Annotated in this window: 18 protein-coding genes; 6 read left to right on the top strand and 12 right to left on the bottom strand. The window is 63.9% G+C overall.

Annotated features, from left to right (window positions below; all coding sequences use genetic code 11):
• Nucleotide 1: 1 nt before the first annotated feature.
• Together purS and purC are read right to left on the bottom strand one after the other, a co-directional pair.
• On the bottom strand, nucleotides 2-244 hold the full coding sequence (purS, locus tag I6F20_RS00525; RefSeq protein ID WP_036012950.1) for a phosphoribosylformylglycinamidine synthase subunit PurS: 243 nt from the start codon (nucleotides 242-244) through the stop codon (nucleotides 2-4).
• 14 nt (nucleotides 245-258) lie between these two features.
• The gene (gene purC / locus I6F20_RS00520) at nucleotides 259-1,026 is read right to left on the bottom strand and encodes a phosphoribosylaminoimidazolesuccinocarboxamide synthase (RefSeq protein ID WP_172782948.1); all 768 of its coding nucleotides are present in this window, start codon (nucleotides 1,024-1,026) and stop codon (nucleotides 259-261) included.
• Between the two features lie 321 nt (nucleotides 1,027-1,347).
• Between purC and I6F20_RS00515 the strand changes: the two genes are divergently transcribed.
• Nucleotides 1,348-1,671 carry a DUF1476 domain-containing protein gene (locus I6F20_RS00515; protein WP_057029475.1) on the top strand — a complete coding sequence of 108 codons (324 nt, stop codon included), beginning with the start codon at nucleotides 1,348-1,350 and terminating at the stop codon, nucleotides 1,669-1,671.
• 5 nt (nucleotides 1,672-1,676) lie between these two features.
• Here the strand turns inward: I6F20_RS00515 and I6F20_RS00510 are convergent, their stop codons facing one another.
• Nucleotides 1,677-2,774, bottom strand: coding sequence for a LysR family transcriptional regulator (locus I6F20_RS00510; RefSeq protein ID WP_225124747.1), 1,098 nt, complete (start codon nucleotides 2,772-2,774; stop codon nucleotides 1,677-1,679).
• Between I6F20_RS00510 and I6F20_RS00505 the strand changes: the two genes are divergently transcribed.
• The gene (locus I6F20_RS00505) at nucleotides 2,755-3,582 is read left to right on the top strand and encodes an isocitrate lyase/PEP mutase family protein (protein WP_225124746.1); all 828 of its coding nucleotides are present in this window, start codon (nucleotides 2,755-2,757) and stop codon (nucleotides 3,580-3,582) included. The two genes, I6F20_RS00510 and I6F20_RS00505, sit on opposite strands and share 20 nt — an antisense overlap.
• Here I6F20_RS00505 and cynS read toward each other — a convergent pair.
• The 4 genes from cynS to I6F20_RS00485 all read right to left on the bottom strand — a co-directional run bounded on the left by cynS (nucleotide 3,569) and on the right by I6F20_RS00485 (nucleotide 7,453).
• Nucleotides 3,569-4,057 carry a cyanase gene (cynS, locus tag I6F20_RS00500; protein ID WP_025037304.1) on the bottom strand — a complete coding sequence of 163 codons (489 nt, stop codon included), beginning with the start codon at nucleotides 4,055-4,057 and terminating at the stop codon, nucleotides 3,569-3,571. The genes I6F20_RS00505 and cynS overlap by 14 nt on opposite strands.
• Before the next feature lie 75 nt (nucleotides 4,058-4,132).
• Complete coding sequence (locus I6F20_RS00495) at nucleotides 4,133-5,056, bottom strand: ABC transporter ATP-binding protein (protein ID WP_057029473.1); 924 nt, start codon at nucleotides 5,054-5,056, stop codon at nucleotides 4,133-4,135.
• Nucleotides 5,057-5,061: 5 nt separating this feature from the next.
• Nucleotides 5,062-5,901 (bottom strand): nitrate ABC transporter permease, encoded by an 840-nt coding sequence (gene ntrB / locus I6F20_RS00490; RefSeq protein ID WP_225124745.1) that lies wholly within the window; start codon nucleotides 5,899-5,901, stop codon nucleotides 5,062-5,064.
• Between the two features lie 172 nt (nucleotides 5,902-6,073).
• The gene (locus tag I6F20_RS00485) at nucleotides 6,074-7,453 is read right to left on the bottom strand and encodes a CmpA/NrtA family ABC transporter substrate-binding protein (protein ID WP_225124743.1); all 1,380 of its coding nucleotides are present in this window, start codon (nucleotides 7,451-7,453) and stop codon (nucleotides 6,074-6,076) included.
• Between the two features lie 160 nt (nucleotides 7,454-7,613).
• Here I6F20_RS00485 and I6F20_RS00480 point away from each other — a divergent pair, with 160 nt between their 5' ends.
• Complete coding sequence (locus tag I6F20_RS00480; protein WP_225124740.1) at nucleotides 7,614-9,560, top strand: sigma 54-interacting transcriptional regulator; 1,947 nt, start codon at nucleotides 7,614-7,616, stop codon at nucleotides 9,558-9,560.
• A 117-nt stretch (nucleotides 9,561-9,677) separates the two neighbouring features.
• On the opposite strand, the gene I6F20_RS00475 is transcribed toward I6F20_RS00480, so the two are convergent.
• Genes I6F20_RS00475 through I6F20_RS00465 form a run of 3 tightly spaced genes read right to left on the bottom strand, consistent with a single transcriptional unit; the run spans nucleotide 9,678 to nucleotide 12,316 of the window.
• Nucleotides 9,678-10,556 carry a sulfurtransferase gene (locus I6F20_RS00475; RefSeq protein ID WP_225124739.1) on the bottom strand — a complete coding sequence of 293 codons (879 nt, stop codon included), beginning with the start codon at nucleotides 10,554-10,556 and terminating at the stop codon, nucleotides 9,678-9,680.
• 48 nt (nucleotides 10,557-10,604) lie between these two features.
• Complete coding sequence (locus I6F20_RS00470) at nucleotides 10,605-11,738, bottom strand: acyl-CoA dehydrogenase family protein (protein ID WP_225124737.1); 1,134 nt, start codon at nucleotides 11,736-11,738, stop codon at nucleotides 10,605-10,607.
• Nucleotides 11,739-11,773: 35 nt separating this feature from the next.
• The gene (locus I6F20_RS00465) at nucleotides 11,774-12,316 is read right to left on the bottom strand and encodes an OsmC family protein (RefSeq protein ID WP_027576569.1); all 543 of its coding nucleotides are present in this window, start codon (nucleotides 12,314-12,316) and stop codon (nucleotides 11,774-11,776) included.
• A 246-nt stretch (nucleotides 12,317-12,562) separates the two neighbouring features.
• Here I6F20_RS00465 and I6F20_RS00460 point away from each other — a divergent pair, with 246 nt between their 5' ends.
• The gene (locus I6F20_RS00460; RefSeq protein ID WP_225124735.1) at nucleotides 12,563-13,210 is read left to right on the top strand and encodes a TetR/AcrR family transcriptional regulator; all 648 of its coding nucleotides are present in this window, start codon (nucleotides 12,563-12,565) and stop codon (nucleotides 13,208-13,210) included.
• A 159-nt stretch (nucleotides 13,211-13,369) separates the two neighbouring features.
• On the opposite strand, the gene I6F20_RS00455 is transcribed toward I6F20_RS00460, so the two are convergent.
• Nucleotides 13,370-15,055, bottom strand: coding sequence for a tetratricopeptide repeat protein (locus I6F20_RS00455; RefSeq protein WP_036012965.1), 1,686 nt, complete (start codon nucleotides 15,053-15,055; stop codon nucleotides 13,370-13,372).
• A gap of 215 nt (nucleotides 15,056-15,270) precedes the next feature.
• On the bottom strand, nucleotides 15,271-16,179 hold the full coding sequence (locus I6F20_RS00450; RefSeq protein WP_225124733.1) for a LysR family transcriptional regulator: 909 nt from the start codon (nucleotides 16,177-16,179) through the stop codon (nucleotides 15,271-15,273).
• A gap of 102 nt (nucleotides 16,180-16,281) precedes the next feature.
• Here I6F20_RS00450 and wrbA point away from each other — a divergent pair, with 102 nt between their 5' ends.
• Entirely contained in the window at nucleotides 16,282-16,908 is a 627-nt protein-coding gene (wrbA, locus tag I6F20_RS00445) for an NAD(P)H:quinone oxidoreductase (protein ID WP_036012985.1), read from the top strand.
• Nucleotides 16,908-18,107: an MFS transporter gene (locus I6F20_RS00440; protein ID WP_225114234.1), complete on the top strand. Its 1,200-nt coding sequence runs from the start codon at nucleotides 16,908-16,910 to the stop codon at nucleotides 18,105-18,107. Before wrbA ends, I6F20_RS00440 begins: the two co-directional genes overlap by 1 nt.
• The last annotated feature ends 3 nt before the right edge of the window (nucleotides 18,108-18,110 follow it).

Genomic DNA, 18,110 nt, shown 5'->3' with positions numbered 1-18,110 from the left:
CTCAGGCTTTCATCTCGATCGCATAATTTTCGATCACGGTGTTCGCCAAGAGCTTGTCCGCGGCTTCCTTCAGTGCCGCCTCCGCCTTGGCCTTGTCCGCGCCGGCGAGCTCGATGTCGAACACCTTGCCCTGGCGGACGCTGGCGACGCCGTCGACGCCGAGCGACTTCAACGCGCCTTCGATGGCCTTGCCCTGCGGATCGAGGATGCCCGTCTTCAGGGTAACGGTGACACGTGCCTTCACGTCAAAAGTCCTCTTCAGCTCTTCACCAGCACCGGGCCGGTGCCCTGGGGACGCTCGTTCTCCATGAGGATGCCGAGACGCTTTGCAACTTCGGTGTAGGCCTCGAGCAGGCCGCCGAGATCCCTACGGAAACGATCCTTGTCGAGCTTCTCGTTCGACTTGATGTCCCACAGCCGGCAGCTGTCCGGCGAGATCTCGTCGGCGACGATGATGCGCATCATCTCGTTCTCGAACAGGCGCCCGCACTCCATCTTGAAGTCGACGAGGCGGATGCCGATGCCGAGGAAGAGGCCGGTGAGGAAGTCGTTGACGCGGATGGCGAGCGCCATGATGTCGTCGATCTCCTGCGGCGTCGCCCAGCCGAAGGCTGTGATGTGCTCTTCCGACACCATGGGGTCGTTGAGCTGGTCGTTCTTGTAATAGAACTCGATGATCGAGCGCGGCAGCTGCGTGCCCTCCTCGATGCCGAGGCGCTGCGACAGCGAGCCGGCGGCGACGTTCCGCACCACCACCTCGAGCGGCACGATCTCGACCTCGCGAATCAACTGCTCGCGCATGTTGAGGCGGCGGATGAAATGGGTCGGCACCCCGATGTCGTTGAGGTGCTGAAACAGGTACTCCGAGATCCGGTTGTTGAGGACGCCCTTGCCCTCGATCACCTGATGCTTTTTCGCATTGAACGCGGTGGCGTCGTCCTTGAAGTGCTGGATCAGGGTACCGGGCTCGGGGCCTTCGTAAAGAACCTTTGCCTTGCCTTCATAAATGCGACGCCGACGGCTCATGGGGATGTACCGTGTTTTGTTGAAATCCATGAATTTGGTGTGCTCCGGTTGACTAGGATTACGACCCACAGCGGAGCTGCCGTGAACGGCCAGGAACCCATCTATAACCCGTTGGAAACAGAACGGGAACCAAGCCTTAGGCAACCTATCCGATTGGCTGTCCGAGCACAATCGATCCGGCCGTCCGGCACCAACTTATACCGTCTTGCCTGCGGCTTAACGGCCCGTTGTTTTGCCGATTCGTGCTATCTATGTAGGCATGCAGCCGGGTCGCCGCAACGGAAGGCTCCCGCTCCATTCAGCGAGGATTTGGGAACAGGCATGAGCGAGTTCGACAAACGCCAGGAAGGCTTTGAGAAGAAGTACGCCCTCGACGAGGAGCAGAAGTTCAAGGCGGAGGCCCGCCGCAACCGGCTGCTCGGCCTGTGGGCAGCCGAGAAGCTCGGAATCACGGGTGATGCCGCCACCGCGTATGCCAAGGAGGTGGTCGCGGCCGATTTCGAGGAGGCCGGCGATGCCGACGTCCTGCGCAAGCTGACGGCCGATTTCGCCGCCAAGAACGTTGTCGTCACCGAGCAGGCGATTCGCGCCAAGATGAGCGAGTTGCTCGCGGTAGCCGCCGCCGAGGTGAAGGCGGGGAAATAATCGAGTCAACCGACCCGCCGGCGCGCAATAGCCTTGCGCGCCGGCGTTCTTCTTCTGCCTTCCCGCGTGGTCGAGACATTCGGCCCGGCATAGTTGCGGCGGATGGTTTCGAGCAGGCGCTCTGCGGCAGCGCTCAAAAACCCGTCACGACGCGTGACGAGGATGATATCCTGGTGCGCACCAAGGTCGCCCACGGCGATCGTCGCGATCGAGCCCGCACGCAGCTCCTCCGCCACATGGCTTTTTGCCAGCAGTGCAAGACCGAAGCCCGATTCCACCAGCCGCTTCTGCGCAGTGAGGCTGTCCACGGCCGTCCATTCCACCTCGCCAAGTCCCCGCGTCAGAAACAGCGCGAACACGTGAGCCGCGGCAATCTCGCGGCGCCCGCGAATCTCGGGGAATGCGATCCAGCGCTCGCCACCAAGCTCGGCGAGGCGTTTCACCCGCTGTCCGGCGCGAGGATGGTCGGGCGCACAGACCACTTGCAACGATTCGCGCAGGATCTGCTCGCAGGCGAGATCGCCCGAGCCGTCGGCGTTGTAGCGCAGGCCTATCGTGGCCTCGCCGCGCCGGATGAGATCGCTGACCTCCGCGCTGGTCGCCGTCCGCAAGCTCAGCACGACGGCGGGATGCTCCTTGGTAAACCGCTTCATGATGGTCGAGAGGCGGCTGTCAGCGAGCGTCCCGGTCACGGCCAGCGAAACCGGCCCTGCATTCTGCTTGGTCAGTGCGCGGATCGCCTGTTCGGCATCCTGCGCCGCGGCCACTGCGCGCTCGGCATAGGGGATCAGCACGCGCCCGGCATCGCTGAGTCGCGTGCGGCCTGCCACCCGCTCGAACAGGGGAACGCCGAGCTCCTGCTCCAATAGAGCGATACGGCGCGAAATCGCCGGCTGCGAGCGGTGCAGGAATTTCGCGGCATGCGAAATCCCGCCTCTGCGATGAACCGCCAGGAAGGTGTTGAGGGCGTCACTGTCCATCGCGACCTCATGCAAAAAGCTGATGATATCTGACAGAATAACAAATTTGGCGGATGACGAAAGTGCGCCTAAAGCTCGTTGGGACAGACAATGGAGACGAGCCATGACGAGCCAGTTGGACAAGGCGAGAGCGTTTCGCGCGTTGCACGAGCGGCCCGGTGCCTTCATCATTCCCAATCCATGGGATGCCGGCACCGCGAAGCTGCTCGCGGCGATGGGCTTCGAAGCCCTGGCCACTACGAGCCTCGGGGTCGCCAACATGCTCGGCAGCAGCGGCGTCAGCCTCGACGTCATCCTCGCCAACGCACGCACGATCGTGGAAGCGACCGACCTGCCCGTCAGCGTCGACCTCGAGAATTGCGGCGCACATGAGCCGAGACGCGCCGCCGAAGCTATTCGGCGTGCCGCAGACACTGGCGCGGTGGGCGGCTCGATCGAGGATTTCAGCGGCGATCGCGATCGCCCGATCTACGACTTCTCCCACGCCGTCGAGCGCGTCCAGGCCGCGGTGGAGGTGGCACGCGCGCTGCCCATTCCGTTCACGCTGACAGCGCGGGCCGAGAACTTCCTGCACGGCCGCAAGGACATCGACGATACGATCCGCCGCCTGCAGGCCTTCGAGGCCGCTGGCGCCGACGTCCTCTATGCGCCGGGCCTGTACGATCTCGCCACGATCAGGACGGTGGTGTCCTCGCTGGGCAAGCCCTTCAACCACGTGATGGGCTTTGCCGACCCGACGCTAACCGTCGAGCAATTGTCCGCCGCTGGCGTCAAGCGCATCAGCGTCGGCGGAGCCATGTCGCGCTACGCGTTCGCAGCGTTCCTGAACTGCGCGCGCGAGATGAAGGACAAGGGGTCCTTCACCTACATCCGCGAGATGGCGCCGGTCGGCGAGCTGCGCGCCGCCTTCGCCGCGGTCACTCCTCCTTGAAGCCGTACTCCGGCACGTTGCCGCTGGCGCCGTAATATTTATACGGCAGGAACTTGCCGCTCATGGTGATCTTGACGCGGTCGCCCTTGGGGTTGGCGACGCGCTCGATGCCCATGTCGAAGTCGATCGCCGACATGATGCCGTCGCCGAACTCCTCCTCGATCAGCGCCTTCCAGGCCGGACCGTTCACCATCACCATCTCGTAGAAGCGGTAGATCAGCGGGTCGGTCGGCGGCATCGGCGTGCCGGTGCCGCGCATCGGCACCTCGTTGAGCATGGCAACTTCCGCCTTCGACAGGCCGAACAGCTCGCCGGCATTGGCAGCCTGCGGCTTCGTCAGCTTCATCTGGCCCATGATTGCGCCGACGATCAGCACCTCGGAATAGCCGCCGATCTTTTCGCAGATGTGCTTCCAGCTCCAGCCCTTCTCGCGCTTGATGTCGAGCAGTTTTTCGGTGAGGTCTTCGCGTTTCATGTCGGGGTCTCCTTTCAAAAGCATGATCCGGAAAAGTGTGAAGCGGTTTTTCCGTGGATCATGCGTCTACAAAAATCAGGCGCTCAATCCGGGGTTTGTCCCCGGCATCCAGGTCTGTCGCGGCTCTTCGCCGCTTGATGCAATCGAGAGCCCGGGCTTGCCGATCTGCACCGTCGGCACATTGCGCGGATCGTGATCCGGCTTTTCAGTGGTAAAAGTCTTGCTGCGCGTCACCAGGAAATCGATGATGTGGTTGCGCAGCGCGTAGTACAGCGGATGGCGGTGCAGGTCGGTGCGGCCGCGGTCCCGCGGCAGCGGGTTCTCGACCACCTCCGCCAGCACCGCGCCGGGACCGTTGGTCATCAGGAAGATCTTGTCGGCGAGATAGATCGCCTCGTCGACGTCGTGGGTGATCATGAACGCGGTCTGCCCGGTCTCCAGGCAAATCCGCCGCACCTCGTCCTGCAGCGTGCCGCGCGTCAGCGCGTCCAGCGCCGAGAACGGCTCGTCCATCAGCATCATCTTCGGCGTGATCGACAGCGCCCGTGCGATGCCAACGCGCTGCTTCATGCCGCCCGACAGCTCCGAGGGACGCTTGTGCTCGGCGCCGGAGAGGCCGACCAGATCGATGAACTTCTGCGCATGCGCCTTGACCTTGGCGCGGTCCCAGCTGCGCCATTTCGAGCTGACGGCATAGGCGACGTTGCCGAGTACCGTGCGCCAGGGCAGCAGCGCATGGCTCTGGAAGATCACGGCGCGGTCGAGGCTGGTGCCCGAGATCGCCTGACCGTCGACGATGACCGCGCCCTCGCTCGGCGCATCGAGCCCGGCGAGGATGTTGAGCACCGTGGTCTTGCCGCAGCCGGAATGGCCGATCACGCAACAAAACTCGCCGCGCGCCATCGAGAGCCAGAGGTTCTCGAAGATGGTGGTCGTCGCGCCGCCCGCACCTGGATAGCGCTTGGCGATGCCTTCGATCGAGATGAACTTGTCGGTCATCGCCTCTACTCCGGAAACGTGACCATGCGCGTGAAGCGCGCCAGGATCTGGTCGAGCAGCATTCCGACGATCCCGATCAGGAGGATCGCGATGATGACGTTGGTGATCGACAAATTATTCCACTCGTTCCAGACGAAGTAGCCGATGCCGGTGCCGCCGACGAGCATCTCGGCGGCGACGATCACGAGCCAAGCGATGCCGATCGAGATGCGCATGCCCGTCAGGATGGTCGGGGCCGCTGCCGGCAGGATCACGGTGAAGGCCCGCCTGACGGTGCCGACCTCGAGCGTCCGCGCGACGTTGATCCATTCCTTGCGCACGCTCGCGACGCCGAACACCGTGTTGAGCAGCATCGGCCAAATCGAGCAGATGAAGATGACGAAGATCGCGGAGACCGAGGAATCCTTGATGGTGTAGAGCGCGAGCGGCATCCAGGCCAAAGGCGAGATCGGCTTCAAGACCTGGATGAACGGATCGAGCGCCTTGCTCAGCAGCGGCGACATGCCGATCAGAAAGCCGAGCGGGATCGCCACCAGCACGGCCAGCAGATAGCCGGTGCCGACGCGCGCAATGGAATAGCCGAGCTGGATGCCGAGCCCCTTGTCGTTCGGCCCGTTGTCGTAGAACGGCCGCTTCAGGTGCTCCCACAGCTTGGCGCCGACATCGAGCGGCCCCGGCATGGCAGATTTGCCTTGCGTTGCGGTCAGGCCCATCAGCTTGGCGTATTCCGGGCTCATCGTCGTCGTCGCGGCGGTCGAGCGCGTGGCGATATGCCAGATGCCGAGGAAAGCGGCGAGCAGCACGAGGGAGACGAGGCCGGCGCGGAGGCGAAGGGAGGAGGTCATACTGCGCCCTCTCATGTCTCGGGCGCGGCGCAGCACGAAGTGATGCGCCGTAGAACCGGGACCCATGGGGTCTGACTGGGTCCCGGCTCAGCGAAGCAGCACACCGGACGATGCTTCGCATCGCCGGGAGTGCTGCATCGCGTCCGGGACACGAAAGCGGCGGGAGCTCCCATCACGACGCCTTCCTGATCTTGAAGCTCGCCAAATAGTCGTCCGGCTTGGCCGGATCGAACGTCTTGCCCATCACCGCGAACGATTTGTAGGCACTCGCCGGCGGCGTGAGGCCCATCTCGGCCATCAGCTTCTTGGTATCGGTTGCCAGATACACCTGCTCGGCCACCGCCTTGTAGTCGACGTCGCCCTTGATCTGGCCCCAGCGCTTCATCTGCGTCAGCATCCACACCGCGAAGGACTGCCAGGGGAACGGATCGAAATCGACGCGCTTGGGATCGGTCTTCACCCCGCCGAGGCCGTCGGCATAGGTGCCGGTCAGGACCTGCTCCAGCACGGTGACCGGCGCGTTGATGTAGTTCGCGGGCGCGATCGCTTCGGCGATCTGCTTGCGGTTCTCGGCCTTGGAGGCATAGGCGGTGGCATCGACGATCGCCCGCGTCAGCGCCGCAAAACTGTTCGGCGCGGTCGTGATGAACTCGCGGCTCGCCGCGAAGCTGCAGCAGGGATGACCGTCCCAGATCTCCTTGGAGAGGAGATGCATGAAGCCGACGCCGTCATAGATCGCGCGCTGGCAGATGTTGTCGGGCGCGAGGAAGCCGTCGATGTTGTCGGCACGCAAATTCGCGACCATCTCCGGCGGCGGCACCGAGCGCAACTGCACGTCGGTATCGGGATCGAGACCGTGCTCGGCGAGGTAATAGCGCAAGAGATAATTGTGCATGGAATAGTCGAAGGGGATGGCGAATTTCAGCCCCTTCCAGTCCTTCGGATCGCGCTTGTCCTTGTGCTTGCTCGCCAGCACGATGCCCTGCCCGTTGATGTTCTCGATGGCCGGGACGGTGAAGGGAATCGCGTTGGCGCCGAGGCCGAGCGAGATCGCGATCGGCATCGGTGCCAGCATGTGCGCAGCGTCGTATTCCTTGTTGATGGTCTTGTCGCGGATCACGGCCCAGCCGGCGGTCTTCACAACTTCGACGTTGAGGCCGTGCTTGGCATAGAAGCCCATGGGCGCTGCCATGATGATCGGCGTGGCGCAGGTGATCGGGATGAAGCCGACCTTGAGGTCCTTCTTCTCGGGCGCGCCGGCTTGCGCGAACACCTCGGTCGCCGTCTGAATCGGGAAGAATTGCGACAGCGCCGCGAGCGCGGTCGATGCTCCGACCGACTTCAGAAAAGCACGCCGCGCCACGTCCTGCGGAAACATCGCGCGCATCAATGCGGAGGCGACCACGCCCTCGTAACGCTGCTCTTCGCTTGCGACCGGCTCGCAATGCAGCGCCGTCGCCTGCTCATGCTCAGCTGCGGAACGATGCTGGCCGCAAACACAGCCGGCTCGAAGCTTGCGATCGGGATCAAACGGATTGTCGAACGTGGACATCGGCCCTCCTGCGCGTCAATGCGAGAAGGAATTACGCAAGGAGCATGCCACCGACGAATAGGCAGGCATTGCCTTGATGACGCAGCATTTTCACCCGCGCTTGGCCGCTACGAAAACTCGTGATAAACGAGATTTCGTAGTTCAATTACGAGATTTCGCAATGGCAACGACGCCAATGCCCGCCCACGACGAGGTGGCCCCCGTCATCGACCCGCGCATCGCGGCCTTCGAATCCTCGGTCGAGTCGATGCTGCTGGTCGATCCCTACGGCGACCAGATCGTCGATGCCAATCCCGCCGCCTGCGCCCTGCTCGGTTACGACCGCGCTTTGCTGCGGCAGACCAGGGCCAGCACGCTCCACGCCGGCGAGCTTGCCGCCCTCACTGTCTTCACCCAGGCCGTGCTGCACAAGGGCGCCTACTGGACCACCGCGTTCAATCCCCGTCACGCCACCGGGCAAGATCTCAAGCTCGAATATGCCGGCTGCCTGCTGCCGCATGACGGCCGCACGCTGCTGCTGCTGACGCTGACCGACCTCGAAGCCCGCCGCCGGCGCAATGTCGATGCTGCCGCCGAAGACCACATGCGCGGCGGCATCTCGACTTGGCAGCGGGTCGAGCGCGTGTTCCAGGACATCGAGCGCGAGAACCAGCTGATCCTGCGCGCCGCCGGCGAAGGCATCTATGGCGTCAACGCCGAAGGCAAGACCACCTTCGTCAATCCCGCGGCCGAGCGCATGCTGGGCTGGACCGCCGAGGAGCTGGTCGGCAAGGAGATCCACCCGATCGTCCACCACACCCATCACGACGGCCGGCACTATCACAACCACGACTGCCCGATCTATGCGGCGTTCCGCGACGGCGCCGTGCACCAGGTCGACGGCGAGGTGTTTTGGCGCAAGGACGGCTCGCCCGCCTGGGTCGAATACACATCGACGCCGATCCGCGATCGCGGCGTCGTGGTCGGCGCCGTCGTGGTGTTTCGCGATGTCAGCCAGCGCCGCGAGGCCGCCGAGAAGCTGCACGCGGCCCTTGCCGAGGTCGACCGCTTGCGCGAGCGGCTCGAGCTGGAGAACGCCTATCTCCAGGAGGAAATCCGCATCGAGACCAACCCGCGCGGCATCATCGGGGGAAGCGAGGCGATCCAGAAGACGCTGCGCCAGGTCAAGCTGGTGGCGCCGACCACCGCGGCGGTGATGATCACCGGCGAATCCGGCACCGGCAAGGAGCTGATCGCGCGCGCCATCCACGAGGATTCCACCCGCAGCGACCGGCCGCTGATCCGCGTCAACTGCGCCGCGATCCCGCGCGAATTGTTCGAGAGCGAGTTCTTCGGCCATGTCCGCGGCGCCTTCACCGGCGCAACGCGCGACCGCATTGGCCGCTTCGAGCTCGCCGACGGCGGCACGCTATTCCTCGACGAGGTCGGCGAGATCCCGCTCGAGCTGCAAGGCAAGCTGCTGCGCGTCTTGCAGGAAGGCCATTTCGAGCGCGTCGGCGAGGCGCGCACCCGCGCCGTCGACGTTCGCGTCATCGCCGCGACCAATCGCGATCTCAAGCAGGAGGTCCAGCGCGGCCGCTTCCGCGAGGATCTCTATTTCCGTCTCAACGTGTTTCCGATTGAGACCGTCCCCTTGCGCGAACGCCGCGAGGACATTCCCCTGCTGGCCCAGCATTTCCTGACGCGCGAGAGCAAGGCGCTGAAATCGAACCTCCGTCTGTCGGAGGGCGATGCGCGGCGGCTGACCCGCTACAACTGGCCCGGCAATGTCCGCGAACTCCAGAACGTGATCGAGCGCGCTGCGATTCTGTCGCAGAACGGCCGCCTGCGCATCGATCTGCCCGATCCTTCAGGTGAACAAGCGCCCAGCGGCGCCACCCGCCAGAGGCCCGACGCGCGCCCCGCAATCATGACGTCTTCCGAAATGCGCGACCACGAGCGCGCCAACATTCTCGCCGCGCTTGAGGCCTGCGCCGGAAAAGTCTTCGGCCCCGGCGGCGCCGCCGAGATGCTCGACCTCAAGCCGACCACGCTGGCCTCACGGATCAAGGCGCTGGGAATCGCGCCTCGTCCGCAAGGGGCCCATCCTTCGAGACGCCCGCTTTAGGCGGGCTCCTCAGGATGAGGTCGGAGGGCGCGGCAACAGTATCAACAGACACCGGTGCCGCTTAGCCTCATCCTGAGGAGACCGCGAAGCGGTCGTCTCGAAGGACGAGGCGCGCGCTCAGGCTGCCTTGGTGGTGACGTCCGATGCGATCGGCAGGCCCTGCTCGATCGGCAGCGAGGGATCGCGCGACCATTCGTTCCAGGAGCCGAAATACATCCGCACGTCCTTCACGCCGGCGTTCTTCAGAGCCAGGAACGTGTTCGAAGCGCGCGCGCCCTTGAAGCAATAGAGGTAGACCGGCGTGGTCTGCGAGATGCCGACGGTGGCGCATTCGGCCAGAATCTCGTCCTTGGACTTGAAGCGCGGGCCTTCGGCGGTCGGCTTCATCATCCGATACCATTCCAGCCACACCGCGCCGGGAATGCGGCCCTTGCGCGGGCAGAAATCCTTGCCGTACGGGGACGAGCTGTCGCCGATCCACTCGTCGACGTCGCGCACGTCGAGGATCGCGATGCCGGGCTTGCCGACCGCGGCGAGCATGGTCTTGGCATCGATCAGGATCTCGCCGGCTTCAGGCACGATCGCGAACGAGGCCTTCCCAGGTGTGGGAACATCCTTGCTCACCGGGAAGCCCGCGGCCGACCAGGCGTCGAAGCCGCCATGCAGCACCTTCACCTTGGGATAGCCGAGCATGGTGAGCAGGTAATAGCCACGGCAGGACTGGCCGAAGCCGGAGTTCATCGACTGTTCGTAGATCACCGCCGTCTCCTTGCCGGAAAGACCGGCGCCGCCGAACGCATCGGCGAACTTGGTCTTCAGCTCGGCCATGCCCTCGGGCGTGGAGGTCGCCAGGAACGTGAAGATCTCATGCACGTTGACGGCGCCCGGCAGATGGCCGGCGGCGTAGGCGTCGGGATTGCGGGTGTCGATGACGACACACGGCTCGGTCTTCAAGAGATCGGCGAGTTCGACGGCAGTGATCAGAACGTCAGTCATGGCAGCCTCTCCGTTGAGGTTGGGGGTCTTCGGGTGGACTCGTAGAACTCAGGACTCGGCCAGCATCTTGCGCAGCTGCTTGGTGGCCGGCGTGACGATCGCGACGAAATAGGCCTCGCGTAGGCGCCGCTGCGCGCGGTGGCTCTTGAGGTAGCCGCGGGCACCACAATGCAGCATCGCCGCATGCGCCGCCGCGACACTGGCTTCGCCGGCGCGCAGCCGCAGCGCAATCACCTTGCGCCAGTAGGTCTCCTCCTCGTTGTAGGGATCGCGCGCCAGCGCCATGGTCTCGGCCTCGAGCTCGGCGGCGAGCTCGCGGAAATGCACCGGCTGCTGCGGCAAATAGCGGTTGATATGGCCGAGGGGATTGTCGACCTCGTCCATGATGTTGATGCAATCCTTGATCACCCCCAGCGCCATGCCGGCCTGCAGCAGGATGAAGCCGGCGCGGATCTTCTTGACGAAGGGCGCGGCGGGATCGGCCAGGATCAGCTCATCGGGCACGAAAGCGTCGCGGAACTGCACGCCATAGGTGCCGGTGCCGTCCATCGCGAGGAACGGCTTGCAGGGCGTCAGCGTGATCGCGGGGTCGGAGCAATCGGCCAGGAACATGACCGTGCCGGGCTCGCCACTTGCGATGCCCGGCTCGTCCTCGCGCTCGAAGATGGTGCCGAAGTAGTGATCAGGCCCGAGGTTGGAGACCCAGGGCAACGCACCGCGCACGATATAGCCGCCCTCGACCTTGCGGCCCTTTAGCTTGAGCTTCTCGATGCCGAAGAAGCTCTTCATGGGATTGGAGAGCCCGGTGCCGCCAAGCACGCGGCCGGTCGAGAAGGCATCTCCGAAGCGCTTTGCGAGCTTCACATTGGTGGAGTTCGCCGCGTACCAGACCAGCGTGTTCTGGCACCACGCCATGAAGGCCGTGGCACCGCAGACCTCGCCGATCGCCGCCATCGCCTGGATCGCGCAGCGCAGATCGGCGGGGCCTTCGTGCGGCACATGGCTGCCCCACGCTCCGACCGCGCCGAACTTGCGCAGCACCTCGGCTGGATAGACCGAACCGTCGTCGATGCCGGCGGCCAGCGGCGCGAGCTCTTGGCGCGCGATCCGCGCCACCTCGTCCGCAATGGACGGTGCGGGCTGATCCAGAACGTCGGCCCGCGATAAAGCCAGTGAACCCATGATCGTCTCCCGCACCCTGTCCTGATTGCCGTCTGCTAGATGCCGACCTCGAGATTGACCGGCCGCGTGAAGGTGTTGGCGACCGGCGACCATTTCTTCACATGGGCGACCAGCGCGTTGATCTCGTCCGGCGAGATGCCCTCGCATTCCATGTCCACCTTGACGCGGACATCGGTGAAGCCGACCGGCTTGTCGGAGGTGTCACCGGTGCCCCAGACCGCGGTGATGTTGAGATCGCCTTCGAGCTCGAGCTCGAGCTTGTTGACGATCCAGCCGCGGTGCACGGCGTTGGCATGCAGGCCGACCGCAAGGCACGAGCCGAGCGCGGCGAGCGAGGCTTCCGACGGATTGGGCGCGGTGTCGTCACCCAAAAGCCCCGGCGGCTCGTCGACGATGTAGGGCGGCAGGTTGCGGATATAGTTGGCGTGGCGGAATTTGCCCTCCGCGACCGTCTTGCACTTCAAGGTCTTGATGACCTTCGGATTTGCCTTGCCGTTGGCAATCAGTTGCTCGAGCCCGTTCTTGTCGATGGGCGCGAGGCAACCCGTCAGCACTGTCTTCTGAACGACGGCAGTCATCAATCTTCTCCCTGGCAGAAGTGGAAATCTCAGGATACCGAACGGTCTGTTTCCTTGCATGGAGCGTGCCAGAACCCGCGAAAAACAAAACACGAGGCTTTGGAGCCGCTTAAGCGTCGCTGCCTGCAGATTGGTCAGCCCACTCCTGCTCAAAGGCGGAGCAGCCGCGCGCGCGGATGCGAATCTTTTCGGCGCCGAACAGATGCGGCTTGCTGATGCGAGGCGGCTGCGATTAAGTTGTCGCTCATGGCAAAGCCGTCATCGAAGAAGAATCCGCCCCACGCCGCTGCCGGCGACGACGAATCCGCACGCGGGCGCCTGCTCAGCGCCGCAACGCATCTGTTCTGCAAGAACGGCATCAACGCCACCGGCATCGATGCGATCATCGAAGAGGCCGGCACCGCCAAGACCACGCTCTACAAATTGTTCGGCTCCAAGACCAACCTCGTCAACGCGGTGCTGGAGAGCGAAGGCAAGCAATGGCGCGAATGGTTCATCGGCGCCATGGAGCAAGGCGGCGGCGATGCGCAGGCGAAACTCACGCGCATCTTCCCCGCGCTGAAGAGCTGGTTCGCCGAAGAGCGCTTCTACGGCTGCCCCTTCATCAACGCCGTCGGCGAGCACGACAAGGATGCCAAGCAATTCCGCAACATCGCGCTGAAGCACAAGAAGATCGTGCTCGGCCACATCGAGAAGCTCGCCGGCGAGCTCGGCTCGGCCGAGCCTGCAGTGCTGGCGCACCAGCTCGGCCTCATCATCGACGGCGCCATCGTCGCCGCGATGATCTCGCGCGACCCGGGCGTCGCCGATACCGCGGCGCTTACGGCAGGTCCCCTGCTCGGCCAGGCGAAGGCGAAGAAGAAGCGGGCGGCGGAGCAGTTGGAGGCCGTGTGACGGTTCTTGCTTCGTAACGGGGACACTGTCCCGGATTGCGCTGCGCTCCATCCGGGCTACGATGACTTCGTAGGGTGGGCAAAGGCGCGACGCGCCGTGCCCACCATTCCGTCTCAACTGTAAGCTTTGATTTGCCCGCCTACGGACCCGTCCGCTCGATCAGCGGCTCGCTCGCAGCGCGGCAAGCTCGACGTCGGCGGCCGACTTCTCGATAAAGGTCCTCGGGCAATCGGCAGCCGCCTGCTCGAACAGTTTTAAAGCCTCTTCCCTGGAGCCGCTCTGCAGGGCTCGCTCGGCAATATAGAAATTCGCCTCGCAGACCTGCCCCTTCTTCTTCGCCGGGTCGGCATCGTCCGCTGCGCTGCGCACTTGCTCCGGCGTCGTCGTACCCAGGAAGAGGTTGACGACCGGCGCGGGCCATTTCGTCGCGTCGAGCCGCTTTGCAGCCTCGCTCAGCCGGCTCGGTTGGTCGCTGCGCCTTGCAACAATTTCGCGCCAGATGACTGGATAGGCACCTTTCGGATCGAGCTCGATCGCCTGATCCAGATCGGTCAACGATTGGGCGAAGGAAGCGGTCTGCCAATAGAGCCTCGCACGATGAAAGTAGGCGCGCGCATCCTTGGGATCGAGCTGCACGAGTTGATCGTAGTCCTCGAGCGAGCGGCCGAAGTCCCCCTTGGCCTTGTACGCGTTGGCGCGGAGCCCGAATGCATCCTTATCCTTGGGGTTGAGGCGTATCGCGTCATCGAAGTCTGCGATAGCGCGGTCAAGCTCCCCTTTCGCGTGGTAGGCCCCACCCCGAGCGCGGAGCACGGGGCCATCCGTGGACGCGAGCGCAATCGATTCACCTGCGACGGACGCAGAAATGGGATCTGCATCCTGACCTTGAAGCTGACTCTGCCGATCGCCGGTGTTTCCTTGACCCTTATGTGCCAGCTGGATCACCTGATTGTAATCGGCAATGGCGCGATCGTAATCACCCTTTTGAAAATAGGCGACGCCCCGGCAACCATAGGCAGACCGGCTCTGTGGGTTTAGCTCGATGATCCGGTCATAGTCGGCGATCGCGCGGTCGAGTTCACCCAGTTGAGAAAAGGATTCGGCTCGGAAGTAGTAAAAATTCTCGCTTCTGGGTTTGATCTGGATGGTTTGATCCAGTGCGGCCAACGCGAGCTCTCTCTTACCCTTTGCGAAGTAAACTCGACCGCGGCACAATTGGCCTCCACCGTTTTGCGGGCTGATCTCGACCGCACGATCGCAGTCAGCCATGGCCCGATCGGGATCCCCATTCCGGACGTAAGAGAGGCCTCGTTCGACATGCGCTATGACATTGTCCGGATGAATCAGAAGGGCCTGATCATAATCGGCGATGGCACGGACGAAGTCGCGTCTCGCCGAATAGACGTGAGCACGTCCGATATAGGCGTAGGTATTCTTCGGATCGAGCTCGATCACCTTGGCATAATCAAGCAGCGCAGCCTCGGGCTCTCGCTTTTGGATCAGCGCAGAAGCCCTCGCGATGCGGGAGTTCAGATTGCCCGGATCGCGCTCAATGATCTCGTTGTAGTCCGCTATCGCAAGGTCGATCTCGCCCTTCTGGCGGTAGAACATGGCGCGGCGGAAGCGCGCCATGACCACACCTTGCTGCATGCCCGTCCCCGCCGCCTGAATGATGGCGGTACAGCCTGCGATCCTGTCATCGAGGCTGAAATTGCCGACCGCGTTACACTTGGAAGCCAACGGCATTTCCGCGCGAGCGCCTGACATTTCGAGCAAGGCCGTCAGCGCCACAACACCGAAGCTTGCTGCCGCACGAACTCCTGCGCGGCCGATCCTTCCAAACATGCAGTCCCCACTCAATTTCCAGAGACTTCATAGCAACCAATCTTGTCTATGCACAGCCCTTGGTTGCGCACTTGCAGGCGACGGGTCCGTGCGGCCCGATGCTCAGGCCGACTTGGCCATCATCCCCTGAAGCCGCACCAGTTCCGCCTCCAGATCACCGCTCCACATCCACTGCCCTAATGTCGAGCACGCGACGCGCCTCGAGCCGTGTCCGCCTACGCCTCGGCGATCTGCAACAAGGCCTCGCGAAAAGCCAGCGCGGCTGGTCCGAGCGGCTGGTCCAGCCGGTGCGCGAGATAGGCTTCTGCGGCAACCTGGCTGCGCCGTCCGAGGGCGGTGGTGGCAAGGCGCACGAGGCGCCTTTCCCTCAGATCGCGCTCCACCAGCCAGAACGGCAGGCGGCCCCAGCCGAGACCGGCGAGAATCATCGCATGCTTGGTGTCTTGATTGGTGACCCGGCAGGTCTGGGGCGAAAGCACACCGAACATGCGCCCTTCCGTCAGCGGCGTCGGATCGGACAGAACGATCTGCAGATGATCGGCCAGATCCTGAAGGTTGATCCTGTTGCGCGATTGCCGCCTCGCCAATGGGTGATCGACGGAAACGACGGCAACCTGCTCGACCGACGAGATCGCCTCGAGTGCGATCCGGGGATCGCGAAAATCCTCGCCGACCACGATCGCAAGCGAACTGCGCTTGTCGATCAGCGAGGCGATCGGTCCACCCAGCGGCTCGACCGCAAGCCTGATTGAAACCGAGGGATAGGCAGCGCGCATCTTCGTCAATGCTGCGCCGACCATGCCGATCGGAAACAACGTGTCGATTGTCAGGGAAAGCTCGAGTTCGACTCCCTCGCCAAGGCCCCGGGCTCGCGCCCGCATCGCATCGACCCTGAGGAGAATGTCACGCGCGTTGGCGAGCAGTGACTGCCCCTCGGGCGTCAGGACCGGCCGATGACCCGTGCGATCGAACAGCGCAACACCCAGTTCGGCCTCCAGATTGGCGATGGCATGGCTGATGGCGGACTGAACACGGGACAGCCGAGCCGCGGCCGCCCGGAAGCTCCCGCATTCCGCCACCGTCACGAATGTTCGCAACTGATCTAGCGTCAGCACGTCCAACATGATCTGTCCAATCGATCGAACTCATCGATCTTATCGCGCTACCGCTGATCAAGCACAGACCTATTTTGGCTGCTAGCCCCCACCTAAGAGCGAGGAAGCAAAATGACGAAGGTCCTGGTGCTGTACTACTCGTCCTACGGTCACATCGAGACGATGGCTGAAGAGATGGCCCGGGGTGCACGGGAGGCCGAAGCCGAAGTCGCCATCAAGCGCGTGCCGGAAATTGTTCCCGACCACGTCGCGCAGAGGGCCGGATACAAGGTCGATCAACGCGCCGACACCGCCGCCGTGGCCGAATTGCCGGACTACGACGCGATCATCCTTGGCACCCCGACGCGTTTCGGGAACATGGCCGCGCAGATGAAGAACTTCCTCGACCAGTGCGGCGGCCTGTGGTTCGAGAACAAGCTCGTGGGCAAAGTCGGCAGCGTCTTCACATCGACGGGCAGCCAGCATGGCGGCCAGGAAAGCACCATTCTGTCCGTGCACAGCGTGCTGCTGCACCTCGGCATGGTCGTGGTCGGGCTGCCCTACACATTCAAGGGACAGATGCGCATGGACGAGGTCACCGGATGCTCGCCCTACGGCGCATCGACCCTCGCCGACGACGGCAGCGGCGGGGATCGTCGTCCAAGCGCCAACGAACTGGCCGGGGCACGCTTTCAGGGACGCCATGTCGCCGAGATCGCTCGCGCCCTGGCCGCTGGGCGGCTCACGGAGGCGGCCTGATGGCGGCGGCAGCACCTGCCTCGTCCTTGCGAGATCGGCATTGGCATGTGGTGAGCATCGTCGTGGGCTCCGGCGCCGTCGCCGCGATCCAGGTGGGGAAGGCTGCGATCGCCACGCCCATGCTGCAAAAGGATCTGGGCCTTGACCTCGCCGCTGCCGGCTGGCTGACCGGGATCATCGCTGTTCTCGGCCTGTTGGGCGGTATCCCTGCCGGCTCCCTCGTCGCCCGCGCCGGAGATCGGCGAAGTCTCATTCTCGGCCTCGGGCTGCTCATCCTTGGCGCCATCATCGGCGCGCTCGCAACCGACTATGCGGTGCTTCTCGCATCGCGCATCGTAGAAGGCTCAGGATTTCTTCTGATCATTGTTGCGGGTCCGGCGATCCTGAACAGAGCAGTCCCGTCCGGGCAACAGGACGTTCCGCTTGCCCTGTGGAGCTGCTTCATGCCGGCCGGCATTGCGCTCGCGATGCTCGTCGGGACGTTCTTCAGCGACTGGCGCGCACTGTGGTGGGGCAGCGCCGGTCCTGCAGCGATCGCCATCGTGGCCGCGTGGATGAGTATTCCGGCCGCTCCGAAGCGCACCCCGGCATCGTGGCGACGGACGATGTCCGATGCCGTGTACGTGGCGGCAAGCAAAGGCCCGCTTCTGCTGGCCGGATGTTTTGTCCTCTACAGCCTGATGTTCTTCGCGCTGTTCAGCTTCCTCCCGGTGCTGCTGATGGAACGGATGAACATCCCCCATGGCACGGCCGGCATGCTCAGTGCCCTCGCCACCGCAAGCAACATCATCGGCAATGTCGCTGCCGGCTACCTGCTCGCGCGCGGTGCCCGGCGTTCAGTGCTGATCTTCGCGGCCTGTCTGGCCATGGGCTTTTCAGGTCCTGGCATCTTCTTGCAGATGTTCAGCGATACGCCGACGCTTCTGCTGTGCATCCTGTTCGCGGCGGTTGGTGGCCTGATGCCGGCCGTCCTGATCTCATCGATCCCGTTGCTCGCGCCATCCGCCGCACTCATTCCTGTTGTCACCGGTCTGGTGATGCAGGGCAGCAATCTCGGCCAGGTGGCCGGGCCTGTCGCGGTCGGAAGTGCCGTTGAAGCCTATGGGTGGACGGCCGCACTGGCCATCATCCTGATCGCCGCGCTGCTTGCCGCCATCGTCACCGCATCCGCTCGCTTCGATGACGCCGCGGCCCGCTGAGAT

The sequence above is a fragment of the Bradyrhizobium sp. IC3123 genome, from assembly GCF_020193625.1.
In the GTDB taxonomy this organism is placed as follows: Bacteria; Pseudomonadota; Alphaproteobacteria; order Rhizobiales; family Xanthobacteraceae; genus Bradyrhizobium; species Bradyrhizobium yuanmingense.
This window is presented reverse-complemented; position numbering and strand designations above follow the sequence as displayed.

Excerpts from the sequence above, each read along its gene's own strand:
- I6F20_RS00485 (WP_225124743.1), bottom strand. The coding sequence starts at position 7,453 with ATGTCCACGTTCGACAATCCGTTTGATCCCGATCGCAAGCTTCGAGCC.
- I6F20_RS00455 (WP_036012965.1), bottom strand. The coding sequence starts at position 15,055 with ATGTTTGGAAGGATCGGCCGCGCAGGAGTTCGTGCGGCAGCAAGCTTC.
- I6F20_RS00450 (WP_225124733.1), bottom strand. The coding sequence starts at position 16,179 with ATGTTGGACGTGCTGACGCTAGATCAGTTGCGAACATTCGTGACGGTG.
- I6F20_RS00465 (WP_027576569.1), bottom strand. The coding sequence starts at position 12,316 with ATGACTGCCGTCGTTCAGAAGACAGTGCTGACGGGTTGCCTCGCGCCC.
- wrbA (WP_036012985.1), top strand. The coding sequence starts at position 16,282 with ATGACGAAGGTCCTGGTGCTGTACTACTCGTCCTACGGTCACATCGAG.
- I6F20_RS00505 (WP_225124746.1), top strand. The coding sequence starts at position 2,755 with ATGACGAGCCAGTTGGACAAGGCGAGAGCGTTTCGCGCGTTGCACGAG.
- purC (WP_172782948.1), bottom strand. The coding sequence starts at position 1,026 with ATGAGCCGTCGGCGTCGCATTTATGAAGGCAAGGCAAAGGTTCTTTAC.
- I6F20_RS00460 (WP_225124735.1), top strand. The coding sequence starts at position 12,563 with ATGGCAAAGCCGTCATCGAAGAAGAATCCGCCCCACGCCGCTGCCGGC.
- I6F20_RS00480 (WP_225124740.1), top strand. The coding sequence starts at position 7,614 with ATGGCAACGACGCCAATGCCCGCCCACGACGAGGTGGCCCCCGTCATC.
- ntrB (WP_225124745.1), bottom strand. The coding sequence starts at position 5,901 with ATGACCTCCTCCCTTCGCCTCCGCGCCGGCCTCGTCTCCCTCGTGCTG.
- cynS (WP_025037304.1), bottom strand. The coding sequence starts at position 4,057 with ATGAAACGCGAAGACCTCACCGAAAAACTGCTCGACATCAAGCGCGAG.
- I6F20_RS00470 (WP_225124737.1), bottom strand. The coding sequence starts at position 11,738 with ATGGGTTCACTGGCTTTATCGCGGGCCGACGTTCTGGATCAGCCCGCA.
- I6F20_RS00515 (WP_057029475.1), top strand. The coding sequence starts at position 1,348 with ATGAGCGAGTTCGACAAACGCCAGGAAGGCTTTGAGAAGAAGTACGCC.
- I6F20_RS00495 (WP_057029473.1), bottom strand. The coding sequence starts at position 5,056 with ATGACCGACAAGTTCATCTCGATCGAAGGCATCGCCAAGCGCTATCCA.
- I6F20_RS00475 (WP_225124739.1), bottom strand. The coding sequence starts at position 10,556 with ATGACTGACGTTCTGATCACTGCCGTCGAACTCGCCGATCTCTTGAAG.
- I6F20_RS00440 (WP_225114234.1), top strand. The coding sequence starts at position 16,908 with ATGGCGGCGGCAGCACCTGCCTCGTCCTTGCGAGATCGGCATTGGCAT.